General features: G+C 62.4%; 7 protein-coding genes, 2 tRNA genes and 3 rRNA genes (1 of these 12 only partly in view). 5 read left to right on the plus strand and 7 right to left on the minus strand.

Translation table 11 applies throughout. The features are described from left to right. From WNM05_RS04535 to rrf, 5 genes are all read left to right on the plus strand, one after another. A 16S ribosomal RNA gene (locus WNM05_RS04535) occupies positions 1-400 on the plus strand; it begins 1,136 nt to the left of the window's first position. Between the two features lie 192 nt (positions 401-592). Further along, a tRNA-Ile gene (locus tag WNM05_RS04540) sits at positions 593-669 on the plus strand. 122 nt (positions 670-791) lie between these two features. Next, a tRNA-Ala gene (locus WNM05_RS04545) sits at positions 792-867 on the plus strand. A gap of 278 nt (positions 868-1,145) precedes the next feature. Next, positions 1,146-4,034, plus strand: a 23S ribosomal RNA gene (locus tag WNM05_RS04550). Between the two features lie 154 nt (positions 4,035-4,188). Next, positions 4,189-4,303 (plus strand): 5S ribosomal RNA (gene rrf / locus WNM05_RS04555). Together the 16S, 23S and 5S rRNA genes with 2 tRNA genes alongside form the textbook arrangement of a ribosomal RNA operon. 106 nt (positions 4,304-4,409) lie before the next feature. On the opposite strand, the gene WNM05_RS04560 is transcribed toward rrf, so the two are convergent. From WNM05_RS04560 to WNM05_RS04590, 7 genes are all read right to left on the minus strand, one after another. Further along, positions 4,410-4,721, minus strand: coding sequence for a VOC family protein (locus WNM05_RS04560; protein ID WP_434632870.1), 312 nt, complete (start codon positions 4,719-4,721; stop codon positions 4,410-4,412). Positions 4,722-4,809: 88 nt separating this feature from the next. Then, complete coding sequence (gene gabD, locus WNM05_RS04565; protein ID WP_434632871.1) at positions 4,810-6,270, minus strand: NADP-dependent succinate-semialdehyde dehydrogenase; 1,461 nt, start codon at positions 6,268-6,270, stop codon at positions 4,810-4,812. 72 nt (positions 6,271-6,342) lie between these two features. Further along, a complete protein-coding gene (gene gabT / locus WNM05_RS04570; RefSeq protein ID WP_434632872.1) occupies positions 6,343-7,608 on the minus strand; it encodes a 4-aminobutyrate--2-oxoglutarate transaminase in 1,266 nt (421 codons plus the stop codon). A gap of 162 nt (positions 7,609-7,770) precedes the next feature. After that, a complete protein-coding gene (locus WNM05_RS04575; RefSeq protein WP_434632874.1) occupies positions 7,771-9,117 on the minus strand; it encodes a TolC family outer membrane protein in 1,347 nt (448 codons plus the stop codon). A 10-nt stretch (positions 9,118-9,127) separates the two neighbouring features. Next, the gene (locus tag WNM05_RS04580) at positions 9,128-12,205 is read right to left on the minus strand and encodes an efflux RND transporter permease subunit (protein ID WP_434632876.1); all 3,078 of its coding nucleotides are present in this window, start codon (positions 12,203-12,205) and stop codon (positions 9,128-9,130) included. A 10-nt stretch (positions 12,206-12,215) separates the two neighbouring features. Continuing rightward, positions 12,216-13,283: an efflux RND transporter periplasmic adaptor subunit gene (locus tag WNM05_RS04585; protein WP_434632877.1), complete on the minus strand. Its 1,068-nt coding sequence runs from the start codon at positions 13,281-13,283 to the stop codon at positions 12,216-12,218. Continuing rightward, positions 13,283-13,945, minus strand: coding sequence for a TetR/AcrR family transcriptional regulator (locus WNM05_RS04590; protein WP_434632878.1), 663 nt, complete (start codon positions 13,943-13,945; stop codon positions 13,283-13,285). Before WNM05_RS04590 ends, WNM05_RS04585 begins: the two co-directional genes overlap by 1 nt. Positions 13,946-13,976 lie beyond the last annotated feature (31 nt).

Raw genomic sequence — 13,976 nt, forward strand, 5'->3', positions numbered from 1 at the left:
GGCACTCTAATGAGACTGCCGGTGACAAACCGGAGGAAGGTGGGGATGACGTCAAGTCCTCATGGCCCTTATGAGCAGGGCTTCACACGTCATACAATGGTCGGTACAGAGGGTTGCCAAGCCGCGAGGTGGAGCTAATCTCAGAAAACCGATCGTAGTCCGGATCGCACTCTGCAACTCGAGTGCGTGAAGTCGGAATCGCTAGTAATCGCAGATCAGCATGCTGCGGTGAATACGTTCCCGGGTCTTGTACACACCGCCCGTCACACCATGGGAGTGAGTTTCACCAGAAGTGGGTAGGCTAACCGTAAGGAGGCCGCTTACCACGGTGGGATTCATGACTGGGGTGAAGTCGTAACAAGGTAGCCGTAGGGGAACCTGCGGCTGGATCACCTCCTTTCTAGAGAATGGCGATTGCCAAGTACTTACAGCCTATCGGTTATTCAAGTTAAGGGCATTTTGATGAAAACCGGCGCGACTCTGCGTTGGAAAGCTCCTCGTGTACTGGATGTACACGTCGTCGCCTTCCGCCTTGATTCGCTTGGTTTTGATCAAAATGAAGTTGTGGATGCCACGACTTCATAAGTCAACTGGGTTTGTAGCTCAGCTGGTTAGAGCACTGTGTTGATAACGCAGGGGTCGTAGGTTCGAGTCCTACCAGACCCACCAGTTACACTCTGGGTGTTCTGATGAGCACTACAGAAAGCCATTTTTGTGCCAGGCAAGGCGCGAGGGCGCGACGTGTACAGATGTACACGAGCGACGGAGCAACGCAGCATGGGACAAAAAGAGGGGGATTAGCTCAGTTGGGAGAGCACCTGCTTTGCAAGCAGGGGGTCGTCGGTTCGATCCCGTCATCCTCCACCATACGCCGCAAACAAAATCGAATTGAGAAGTTTGATTCTGTTTGCGTTGTTAGCGTGCAGCGAAAGCTGCTCAGCAATACGCCCGATCTTTAACAAACTGAAGAAGCCGAATATATAAGACGGCGAGATGAAAACGTAGAGTTAACTCTTTACGCAGACAAATCGTCATCTTGGGTATTTGATTGTATCTAAGGCTGCGTCGCCATATCAAAAGGGGCGGTGCAGTCGTCGCACAAACACTCTCTGTCGTTTTGGTGATCTAGGTTACTGAAATGATAGGGTCAAGCGACTAAGTGCATCTGGTGGATGCCTTGGCGATCACAGGCGATGAAGGACGTGTAAGCCTGCGAAAAGCGCGGGGGAGCTGGCAATAGAGCTTTGATCCCGCGATGTCCGAATGGGGAAACCCCTCCGCAAGGAGATCCCTGACTGAATCCATAGGTCAGTGGAGGCGAACCGAGTGAACTGAAACATCTAAGTAACTCGAGGAATAGAAATCAACCGAGATTCCGTAAGTAGTGGCGAGCGAACGCGGAACAGCCTGTATGTGTTATGAGTTGCGTTAGTGGAATGGAATGGAAAGTCCAGCCGTAGTGGGTGATAGCCCCGTACACGAAAACGCATCGCAAGAACTAGGCATACGAGAAGTAGGGCGGGACACGCGAAATCCTGTCTGAAGATGGGGGGACCATCCTCCAAGGCTAAATACTCGTGATCGACCGATAGTGAACCAGTACCGTGAGGGAAAGGCGAAAAGAACCCCGGGAGGGGAGTGAAATAGAACCTGAAACCGGATGCATACAAACAGTGGGAGCGGACTTGTTCCGTGACTGCGTACCTTTTGTATAATGGGTCAGCGACTTACGTTCAGTAGCGAGCTTAACCGAATAGGGGAGGCGTAGGGAAACCGAGTCCGAATAGGGCGATTGAGTTGCTGGGCGTAGACCCGAAACCGAGTGATCTATCCATGGCCAGGATGAAGGTGCGGTAACACGCACTGGAGGTCCGAACCCACTAGTGTTGCAAAACTAGGGGATGAGCTGTGGATAGGGGTGAAAGGCTAAACAAACTCGGAGATAGCTGGTTCTCCCCGAAAACTATTTAGGTAGTGCCTCATGTATCACTTCCGGGGGTAAAGCACTGTTATGGCTAGGGGGTCATTGCGATTTACCAAACCATGGCAAACTCTGAATACCGGAAAGTGCGAGCATGGGAGACAGACGGTGGGTGCTAACGTCCATCGTCAAGAGGGAAACAACCCAGACCGCCAGCTAAGGTCCCAAATGATCAGTTAAGTGGTAAACGAAGTGGGAAGGCCTAGACAGCCAGGATGTTGGCTTAGAAGCAGCCATCATTTAAAGAAAGCGTAATAGCTCACTGGTCGAGTCGTCCTGCGCGGAAGATGTAACGGGGCTCAAACTGATAACCGAAGCTGCGGATGCACAGTTTACTGTGCGTGGTAGGGGAGCGTTCTGTAGGTCTGTGAAGGTGTCTCGTAAGGGATGCTGGAGATATCAGAAGTGCGAATGCTGACATGAGTAGCGATAAAGCGGGTGAAAAGCCCGCTCGCCGAAAGCCCAAGGTTTCCTACGCAACGTTCATCGGCGTAGGGTGAGTCGGCCCCTAAGGCGAGGCTGAAAAGCGTAGTCGATGGGAAACGGGTTAAAATTCCCGTACTTTTATGTAGTGCGATGTGGGGACGGAGAAGGTTAGGTCAGCAGACGGTTGGAAGTGTCTGTTCAAGCCGGTAGGCTGGAGAGGTAGGCAAATCCGCCTCTCCTTAAGGCCGAGACGTGATAACGAGGGTCTACGGACCTGAAGTGACTGATACCACGCTTCCAGGAAAAGCCACTAAGCTTCAGCTACATAAGAACCGTACCGCAAACCGACACAGGTGGGCAGGATGAGAATTCTAAGGCGCTTGAGAGAACTCAGGAGAAGGAACTCGGCAAATTGATACCGTAACTTCGGGAGAAGGTATGCCTGTTGAGGTGTAGTGATTTACTCACGAAGCTTTGACAGGTCGCAGAGAATCGGTGGCTGCGACTGTTTAACAAAAACACAGCACTGTGCCAACACGAAAGTGGACGTATACGGTGTGACGCCTGCCCGGTGCCGGAAGGTTAAGTGATGGGGTGCAAGCTCTTGATCGAAGCCCCGGTAAACGGCGGCCGTAACTATAACGGTCCTAAGGTAGCGAAATTCCTTGTCGGGTAAGTTCCGACCCGCACGAATGGCGTAACGATGGCCACACTGTCTCCTCCTGAGACTCAGCGAAGTTGAAGTGTTTGTGAAGATGCAATCTCCCCGCTGCTAGACGGAAAGACCCCGTGAACCTTTACTGTAGCTTTGCATTGGACTTTGAACAGACTTGTGTAGGATAGGTGGGAGGCTTTGAAGCTGAGACGCTAGTTTCAGTGGAGCCGACCTTGAAATACCACCCTGGTGTGTTTGAGGTTCTAACCTTGGTCCGTGATCCGGATTGGGGACAGTGCATGGTAGGCAGTTTGACTGGGGCGGTCTCCTCCCAAAGTGTAACGGAGGAGTTCGAAGGTTACCTAGGTACGGTCGGAAATCGTGCTGATAGTGCAATGGCAAAAGGTAGCTTAACTGCGAGACCGACAAGTCGAGCAGGTGCGAAAGCAGGACATAGTGATCCGGTGGTTCTGAATGGAAGGGCCATCGCTCAACGGATAAAAGGTACTCCGGGGATAACAGGCTGATACCGCCCAAGAGTTCACATCGACGGCGGTGTTTGGCACCTCGATGTCGGCTCATCACATCCTGGGGCTGTAGCCGGTCCCAAGGGTATGGCTGTTCGCCATTTAAAGTGGTACGTGAGCTGGGTTCAAAACGTCGTGAGACAGTTTGGTCCCTATCTGCAGTGGGCGTTGGAAGTTTGACGGGGGCTGCTCCTAGTACGAGAGGACCGGAGTGGACGAACCTCTGGTGTACCGGTTGTCACGCCAGTGGCATCGCCGGGTAGCTAAGTTCGGAAGAGATAACCGCTGAAAGCATCTAAGCGGGAAACTTGCCTGAAGATGAGACTTCCCTGGAGGCTTGACCTCCCTGAAGAGTCGTTCGAGACCAGGACGTTGATAGGTCGGGTGTGGAAGCGCTGTGAGGCGTGAAGCTAACCGATACTAATTGCTCGTGAGGCTTGATCCTATCATTTGAGTGGCTTGGGATAGCGTGCGAATCTGTGATTCGTTCAGCAGCCAAGGCGCGAGATGGAGTGTGTGTGCGACACAATCAGATACCGAATATTCGAGAATCAGGGCGATGCTTTGATTCAGGCTTCTTGAGTTTGTACCAGTTTATGTCTGGTGGCCATAGCGAGGTGGTCCCACGCCTTCCCATCCCGAACAGGACCGTGAAACGCCTTAGCGCCGATGATAGTGTGGCATTCGCCATGTGAAAGTAGGACACCGCCAGACGCCCGATAACGAAGCCCAGCTCAGACGAGCTGGGCTTTGTGCATTGGTGGGCCGCGCCGCGCCCCAAACACAAGCCCCGCCGGGTATCCGGCGGGGCTTTGTCGTTTCAGCGGTACTGCATCAGCTCGACCGGCGCGCCGTTGACCTCGATGAAGGCGACGGTCAGTCCCGGGCTGGGACTGTTCGGGGCGATCAGCAGCTTGTGTCCGGCCAGCGCCTGCTCCAGATCGTCGACCTCGAACGCGATGTGAGGCACCCGCTTGACCAGCTCGGGATAGGGCGCGTCTTCCCAGTAGCGCTGCCACTGGATGCCGAAGGCGTTGTCCTGGTGGTCGCTGACCGTCATCTTCAGGTGGGGCAGGTCGATCTCGTTGTCGAAACGCCCGCTCGTCGGTATCCCGATGTGGTTGTATCTCATACGCAGTCCCCGGTGAACGGCGATAAAAAATCCCCGCTGTCTTGGACAGCGGGGACGGCGGGGAAATCCTGTCTATCGATGACGAGGCTTAGCGATCCAGTCCGCCCAGCAGCACGTATTTGATCTCCAGGTAATCCTCGATGCCGTACTTCGAGCCCTCGCGGCCCAGGCCGGATTGCTTGACGCCGCCGAACGGCGCCGCCTCATTGGACAAGAGGCCGCTGTTGACGGCCACCATGCCGTATTCCAGGCCTTCGGCGACGCGGAAGATGCGGCCGACGTCGCGGGCGTAGAAGTAGCTGGCCAGGCCGAACTCGGTGTCGTTGGCCAGGCGGATCGCCTCTTCCTCGGTCTTGAAGCGGAACAACGGCGCCAGCGGGCCGAAAGTCTCCTCGCGCGCGACCTTCATGTCGCTGCTGACGTCGGCGATCAGCGTCGGCTCGAAGAAGGTGTGGCCGAGCGCGTGGCGCTTGCCGCCGGCGATCAGCCGGCCGCCCTTGGCCAGCGCGTCGGCGATGTGCTCTTCCACCTTGGCCACGGCGCTCTGGTCTATCAGCGGTCCTTGGGTGATGCCGGCCTCCAGGCCGTTGCCGACCTTCAGCGTGGCGACGGCGGCGGCGAACTTCTCGGCGAAGGCGTCGTAGACGCCGTCCTGCACGTAGATGCGGTTGGCGCAGACGCAGGTCTGGCCGGCGTTGCGGTATTTGGAGATCAGCGCGCCCTCGACCGCGGCGTCGAGGTCGGCGTCGTCGAAGACGATGAAGGGCGCATTGCCGCCCAGTTCCATCGATACCTTCTTGACGGTGCCGGCGCATTGGGCGATCAGCTTGCGGCCGACCTCGGTGGAGCCGGTGAACGAGAACTTCTTCACGGTGTCGCTGCCGGTCAGCACGGCGCCGATTTCGCTGGAGCCGCCGGTGATCACCGAGAACACGCCCGGCGGGATGCCGGCGCGCTCGGCCAGCTCGGCCAGCGCCAGAGCCGACAGCGGCGTCTGGCTGGCCGGGCGGACCACCATGGTGCAGCCGGCGGCCAGCGCCGGCGCGGCCTTGCGGGTTATCATCGCGCTGGGGAAGTTCCACGGCGTGATGGCGGCGGTGACGCCTATCGGCTCCTTGCTCACCAGCACGCGGCGGTCGCCGGCCGGGCCGGGCACGATGTCGCCGTAGACGCGCTTGGCTTCTTCGGCGTACCACTCGATATAGCTGGCGCCGTAGGCGATCTCGCCCTTGGCCTCGGCCAGCGGCTTGCCCTGTTCCGAGGTCAGGATCACCGCCAGGTCCTGCTGGTGGGCCATGATCAGGTCGAACCAGCGGCGCAGGATGGCGGCGCGTTCCTTGGCGCTCTTGGCCTTCCAGGCCGGGAAGGCGCGGGCGGCGGCGGCCACCGCGCGCTCGGCTTCGGCTGCGCCCATCTTCGGCACCCTGCCTATGGTTTCATCGGTGGCCGGGTTGTGCACGGCGATGGTCTGGCCGCCGTCGGCGTCCAGCCATCGGCCGTCAAGATAGCACTGCTGGCGCAGCAGCTTGGAGTCTTGCAGATTCAGCATGCGGGGTATTCCTTGAGCAAACGAGCGGACGCGCCGTCAGGCGGGACCGCTCGCGTAGGGGAGATCAGTCGATCAGGCCTTCAGCGCCGCTTCCAGCTTGCCCAGCGCCTCGGCGAAGACGTCGTCCTCTATGGTCAGCGGGAACAGGAAGCGCACCACATTGGCGTAGACGCCGCAGGTCAGCAGGATCAGGCCGTTGTCCAGCGCGTGCTGCTGCACTTTCTTCGCGAACTCCGGATCCGGATTGCGGCTGCCGGCCTGGTTGAACTCGACGGCGATCATCGCGCCCAGGCCGCGCACTTCCGCGATCTGAGGCACGGCCGATTTCAGCCCGTTCAGCTTTTCCTTCAGCGCGTCGCCGAGGCGCACCGCGCGCTCGGTCAGCTTTTCGCCGTCGATGACGTCCAGCACCGCGTGGGCGGCGGCCAGCGCCAGCGGATTGCCGGCGTAGGTGCCGCCGAGACCGCCCGGCGCCGGCGCATCCATCACTTCGGCGCGGCCGGTGACGGCGGACAGCGGGAAGCCGCCGGCCAGCGACTTGGCCATGGTGATCAGGTCCGGGACCGCATCGAAATGCTCGCTGGCCAGCAGCTTGCCGGTGCGGGCGAAGCCTGACTGCACCTCGTCGGCGATCAAGAGGATGCCGTGGCGGTCGCACAGTTCGCGCAGCGCCTTCACCCATTCGGCCGGCGCGGCATAGAAGCCGCCTTCGCCTTGCACCGGTTCGTAGATGATGGCGGCGACGCGGGCCGGATCGATGTCGAATTTGAACAGCTTTTCCAGGCCGGCCAGCGAGTCCTGCACCGACACGCCGTGCAGCGCGTTCGGATACGGCGCGTGGTAGACGTCGCTGGGGAAGGGGCCGAAGCCCAGCTTGTACGGCGCGACCTTGCCGGTCAGCGCCATGCCCATCAGCGTGCGGCCGTGGAAGGCGCCGCCGAAGGCGATGACGCCGGGACGGCCGGTGGCGGCGCGGGCGATCTTGACCGCGTTTTCCACCGCCTCGGCGCCGGTGGTGAACAGGGCGGTCTTCTTCGCGTGCTTGCCGGGCGTCAGCCGGTTCAGTTTTTCGGCCAGGCTGATGTAGGACTCGTACGGCACCACCTGATAGCAGGTATGGCTGAAGCGGGACAGCTGCTCGGCCACCGCGGCTTCCACCTTCGGGTGCAGGTGGCCGGTATTGAGCACGCCTATGCCGCCGGCGAAGTCGATATAGCGCCGGCCCTCGGTGTCCCATACCTCGGCGTTCTTCGCGCGTTCGGCGAAGAAGCCGCACATGACACCGACGCCGCGTGGGGTGGCGTCGGCCTTGCGTTGCAACAGTTGCTGCTGGCTCATGGAATTCTCCTGGGGCCGGGCGATCGTGGCGCCGCCGCGGCATGGTCGATACGGCGCCGGCGGGAGCCGGCGCGTCTGCGGATCATTCTATGAGCGTGTTTAGCAAAAAGCCACACGTGCAGTAAAAAATTAAACACGTGTGGCGCGGCGGGTACAGCGGTGTCAGCGGGCGATCAGCTGGTTGACGTCGCTGAGCACCTGCGGCTCCAGCTGGCCGGCCGATTGCGCCAGCGCCAGCCGCGCGGTCAGATAGCTGTACTTGGCGTTGGCCAGCGTGGTCAGCGCGCTGTAATAGGCCTGCTCGGCCTGCAGCAGGTCTATGCTGGTCCGTATGCCCACTTCCTTGCCCAGCCGGGTCGATTCCACCTTGCTCTTCGCCGAGACCAGCAGCTGTTGCTGGGCGCGCACCAGCGCGGCGCCGTTGGTGACCCCGAGAAACGCCTTGCGCACGTCTTCGCGGACCTGGCGGCGGGAGGCCTCCAGCTGCTCGCGCGCGGCGTCGCGCAGCGCGACCGCCTCGCGAACCTGGGAACTGATGCCGCCGCCGGCGAACAGCGGCACGGTGACGGTGACGCCGATCTGGCTGCCGCGGCTGTGTTGCATGCCGGGCAAGGTGGTGGTGGACTGGTTGCTGACGCTGTCGTTGTAGCCGGCCGTCAGGTTGACGGTGGGCAGGTGATTGCCGCGTTTTTCGGTGATGGTCTGCTCGGCCAGTTGAAGATTCTGCTCGGCGCTCTTGATTTTCAGGCTGTTCCGCTGAGCCATGTCTATCCAGGCGTCCAGGCCGGCCGGTTTCGGCGACTCCAGCGGCAGTTGCTCGCGCACCGTCTGGATGCCGGCCGGGTCTAGCCCGGTCAGCCGTTGCAGATTGTGCTGCGCCAGCTCCAGATTATTGGCGTCGCTGATCTCCTGCGCGACGGCGCCGTCGTAGCCGGCCTGCGCCTCGTTGGTGTCGGTGATGGTGGCGGTGCCGACTTCGAAGGCGGTCTTGGCCTGCTGCAGCAGATTCAGATAGGTCTTCTTGCTGGCGCGGGTGGCGGCCAGCGTGTCCTGGGCGCGCAGCACGTCGAAATAGGCCTGCGAGATGTCGAGGATCAACTGTTGTTCGGCGGCGTCGTAGGTGGTGTCGGCCAGCTCGGTGCCTATCTTGCCCTTCTTGTAGCCGGTGTATTTGCCGACGTCGAACAGCGGCTGCTGCACATTGACGCTGTAGCCGTGGGTTTCGTAGTGCATGTCGGAGGCCGGGTTGCCGGAGGCGTCCAGCAGGACCTTGGGCTGCAGCGGATTGTTGTAGTTGTAGCTGCCCGTGGCGCTGATCTGCGGCAGAAGCTGGCTGCGGCCCTGCACCAGCTTCTCCTGGCCGGCGTCGCGCTGGGCGCGCGAGACCGCGAAGTCGGCGTTGTAGTTGCGGGCAGCCTGCCAGGCGCCGACGAGGTCGAAGGCGTGGCCGGGAGAGGAAAGGCCCAGCATCAGCATGGCGGCGGGCAGGGCGAGGCGAGTGTTCTTCATCTGTTGCTCGTTATTCTTGCTGTTGAATCGGACGCCGCTGTTCGCCGCGCGACACGCCGAACCACTGGGCGTACAGCGCGGGCAGGAACAACAGGGTCAATACGGTGGCCACCAGCAGGCCCCCCATGATGGCCACCGCCATCGGTCCCCAGAAGGTGCTGCGGGTCAGCGGGATCATCGCCAGGATGGCGGCCAATGCCGTCAGCATTATGGGCCTAAAGCGCCGGACTGTGGAACCGATGATGGCTTCAAAGCGGTCTATGCCCTCGCCGATGTCCTGTTCTATCTGGTCCACCAGAATCACCGAATTGCGCATGATCATGCCGGACAGCGCGATCACCCCCAGCATCGCGACGAAGCCGAACGGGGCCTGGAAGGCAATCAGCGTAAGGGTCACGCCTATCATGCCCAGCGGCGCGGTCAGCACCACCATCAGCGTGCGCTGGAAGCTGTGCAGCTGCAGCATCAGGAGTGTCAGAACTACAACAATCATCAACGGCGCCACCGCGGCGATCGCCCGCTGCGACTTGCCGCTGGACTCCAGCGTGCCGCCGGTCTCGATGTGGTAGCCCAGCGGCAGCGTCTTCTCCAGCGCCTGCATCTGCGGCGCCAGCTGGCTGGAGACGTCGGCGCCCTGGACGCCGTCGGCGACGTCGGCGTTGACGGTGATCGTCGGCAGCCGGTTGCGGCGCCAGATGATGCCTTCCTCCGGCTGGTAGCGGATATGGCCGATCTGCGACACCGGCACGAAGCGGCCGCTGCCTGTCTGTATCATCAGATTGCCGAGGCCGGCGACGTTCTTCTGCTCGGCCGGATTCAGCCGCGCGACGATGGCTATGCTCTGGTTGTCCTCGCGGTAGGCGCTGACGGCGGAGCCGGAAATCAGCATCTGCAATTGCTGCGACAATTGCTGGGAGCTCAGGCCCAGCGCGCCGGCCTTGTCCTGGTCTATGTCTATCCGCAGCGCCTTCACCTGCTCGCCCCAGTTCTGGTTGACGTGCAGCGCGGCCGGATGCTTGCGCATCAGCGCCTCCACCTTGTCGGCGATCGCGCGCACCTGATCGTGGTCCGGCCCCATCACGCGGAACTGCACCGGATAGCCGACCGGCGGGCCGTTCTCCAGCCGGGTGACGCGGCCGCGCACCAGCGGGAAGTCGTTGTCGAACAGCTTCTCCAGCCGCGCCTTCACCTTCTCGCGCACGTGCTCGTCGCCGGTCATCACCATCAGCTGCGCGTAGTTGACGTGCTGCTGCTGCTGGTCCAGCGGCAGATAGAAGCGCGGACTGCCGCTGCCGACATAGCTGGTGACGCTGACGACGTCCGGATCGGCCTTGACCAGTTTCTCCATCTTCTCCACCTGCTCCAGTGTCGCGTGGTAGCTGGCGCCGCGCGGCAGCCACATGTCCACCATCAGTTCCGGCCGGTTGGACGAGGGGAAGAACTGCTGGGCGACGAAGAGCTTGAACGCGATCAGAGACAGGACGAAGACGGCCAGCGTGGCGGCGATCACCGTCTTGCGGCGGTCCAGGCACCATTCGACCATCCGGCGGAAACGCTGGTAGAACGGTCGCTGGTAGACATCGTGATGCTCGCCCTGGTGCGCGTGCGCCGGCAGCAGCTTGTAGCCCAGATAAGGCGTGAACACCACGGCGACGATCCATGACAGCACCAGTGCGATGCCGACGACGGCGAACAGGCTGAACACGTACTCGCCGGCCATGGACTTGGCCAGGCCCACCGGCAGGAAGGTGGCGGCGGTGATCAGCGTGCCGGTCAGCATAGGGAAGGCGGTGCTGGTATAGGCGTAGGTGGCGGCCTGGAACTTGTTCCAGCCCTGTTCCAGCTTCAGCGCCATCATTTCCACCGCGATGATGGCGTCGTCGACCAAGAGGCCCAGCGCGATGATCAGCGAGCCCAGCGAGATGCGCTGCAGGTCGATATTGAAGAAGTACATCGCCAGGAAGGTCATCGCCAGCACCAGCGGGATGGACAGCGCCACCACGATGCCGGTGCGCAGGCCCAGGCTGAAGAAGCTGACGGCGAGCACGATGACCACCGCCTCGACCAGCGAGCGCATGAATTCCCCGACCGCGTCGTGGACCACCTTGGGCTGGTCCGACACCGCGTGGATCTCGACGCCTATCGGCAGCTTGCCCTTGATGGCGGCGATGGAGGCGTCCAGATTGGCGCCCAGCTTCAGCACGTCGCCGCCGCTCTTCATGCTGATGGCCAGCGCCAGCACCGGCTTGCCGTTGTAGCGCACGCTGGTGGCCGGCGGGTCGATGTAGCCGCGCGAGACGGTGGCGATGTCGCCGAGGCGGAAGGTCTTGCCGCCGACGGCCACCGGCGTCGCGGCGACGGCCGCCACCGAGTCGTACTTGCCGGTGGGCCGCACCCAGATGCGGTCGCTGGCGGTCTCGAAGGTGCCGGCCGGCGTCATCGCGTTCTGCTGCTGCAGCGCCTGCCAGATCGCGCGGCTGTCCAGGCCGAGGCTGGCCAGCTTGGCGCTGGACAGGTCGACGTGTATCTGCTGCTCCTGCCTGCCCAGCACCTGGACCTTGGCCACGTCCGGCACCCGCAGCAATTCCTGCTTGGCGGCCTCGACGTAGCGGCGCAGCTCCTCGTAGCCGAAACCGTCGCCGCTGAAGGCGTAGATATTGCCGAAGGTGTCGCCGAACTCGTCGTTGAAGAACGGCCCCTGCGTTCCCGACGGCAGCGTGTAGGCGATGTCGCCCAGCTTCTTGCGCACCTGGTACCACAGCTGCGGCACGTTCTTCGGCGGGACGTCCTCGCGCAGCGACACCACCAGCAGGCTCTCGCCCGGCTTGGTATAGCTTTGCACGTAGTCGATCTCGCCCATCTCCTGCAGCTTTTCCTCCAGCTTGTCGGTGACCTGCCGTTCCATTTCGACGGTGCTGGCGCCGGGCCAGTTGGCCTGCACCAGCATCGCCTTGAACGTGAATTCCGGGTCTTCTTTCTGGCCCAGCTGGGTGTAGGCCCAGGCGCCGGCCAGCATCAGCATCACCATCAGGTAGCGCACCAGCGGCTGGTGGCGCAGCGCCCATTCGGACAGATTCAATTTCTTCATCGCGCCTTCCTCACCGGTCCAGCAGCTTGACGCGCTGGCCTTCGCGCAGCAGGTGCACGCCGGCGGTGACGATCTTGTCGCCGGAGGCGACGCCGGAGGCGATGGCGGCGCCGCCGTCGTCTATCGCCGCCACCTCGACGGGCCTGCGGCTGACGCGCAGCGTCTTGCCGTCTATCGCCCATACATAGTGACGGCCTTGCAGGTCCAGCACGGCGGTCAGCGGCAGACGCAGCCGGCCGGCCGCGCGAGCCGGCAGCTGCACGCTGGCGGTCATGCCCAGTTGCAGCGCGTGGCTGTCGCCGGCCAGCGCGATGCGCGCCGGATAGGTTCGGGTGGCCGGATCGGCGTCGGCGGCCAGCTCGCGCAACTTGCCCTCCAGCGGCGCGCCGCCCTTCCACAGCGTCACGCGGAAGGCGGCGGCCTTGCGCACCGCGTCCAGCGCGTTTTCCGGCACCTGGATGGCGACCTCGCGCGCGCCGTCCTGCGACAGCCTGGCCACCGGCTGGCCGGCGGCGACGACCAGGCCGGGCTCGGCCGTCATCTGGCCGACGACGCCGTCGGCGTCGGCCGTCAGCGTCGCGTAGCCGGTCTGGTTGCGGCTGGACGACAGCGCCGCGCGGGCCTGGTCGACCTTGGCCTGGGCGGCGTTGACGCCGTTCTGCTGCGCGTCCACCTGGGCCTGGCTGACGAACTGCTTCGCCAGCAGCTCGCGGTAGCGTTTCAGATTCAGTCGCTGCTGGGCGAGGTCGGAGTCGGCGGCGGCCAGTTGCGCCTGCTTGGCGGCCAGGTCCAGCTGGTAGTCGCTGGGGTCCAGCCGCGCCAGCGCCTGGCCTTTCTTCACGTGCTCGCCGCTGTTGACGAGTTTGGCCACCACCTTGCCGGCGACGCGGAAGGCGAGCTGGGTCTCGTGGCGGGCGCGGATCTCGCCGGCGTAGCTGTCGCCGGCCTGGTCGGCGTCGGCGCCGGCGACGACGTAGCGCACCGGGCGGATGTCTTCGGGAGCGGCGGCCTTGTCCTGGCAGGCCGACAGGCCAAGCGTGGCGGCGAGCGCTAGGCCGGCTGTGAGCGGGCGTTTCATCATTGCGGGTCCTGGGGGGCGGTCTGGTGCATGCCTTGCAGCATCAGTTGCAGCGAGGTCTTGAGGAATTGCAGCGGGTCCTGGGAGATGCTGTCGCAGCAGCCGGGGACCAGCGCGAACGAATGGCTGAGTATCATCGTCATCATCATCGGCGCGGTCAGCGTGTCTATCGCGTAATCGAGATGGAGCGGGCGGAACTCGCCGCTGTCCATGCCGCGCTGGATGATGTGGCCGAGCAGCTGGCGCGCCGGCAGTATCGCCTCGTCGTAGTAGAAGCGCGTCAGTTCGGGGAAGTTGGTGGCCTCGGCCGCCATCAGCTTGCACAGGCCGGCGGCGCGGGTGGAGCCGATGTGGATCCACCAGTCCTCCAGCGCCAGCATCAAGAGCTGGCTGCTGCTGAAGCCGTGCAGCTGTTCCAGCTGCGCGCTCATCGCGTGGACGCGGGCGACGATGGTTTCGCGGACCACCGCCTTGAATATCTCTTCCTTGTTCTGGAAGTACAGATACGGCGTGCCCTTGGTGACGCCGGCGGCGCGGGCGATGTCTTCCATCTTGGTCGCGAGATAGCCCTTGTCGACGAACAGCGTCAGCGCGGCGTCGAGTATCTCGCCCGGGCGGGCGTCCTTCTTGCGCTGCCAGCGGCTGGAGCCGGTTTCTCCCATGTCGATCTTTCTGAATGTTCGTTCAGTAATT

This window comes from Chromobacterium sp. CV08, from assembly GCF_051129845.1.
Classification (GTDB): domain Bacteria; phylum Pseudomonadota; class Gammaproteobacteria; order Burkholderiales; family Chromobacteriaceae; genus Chromobacterium.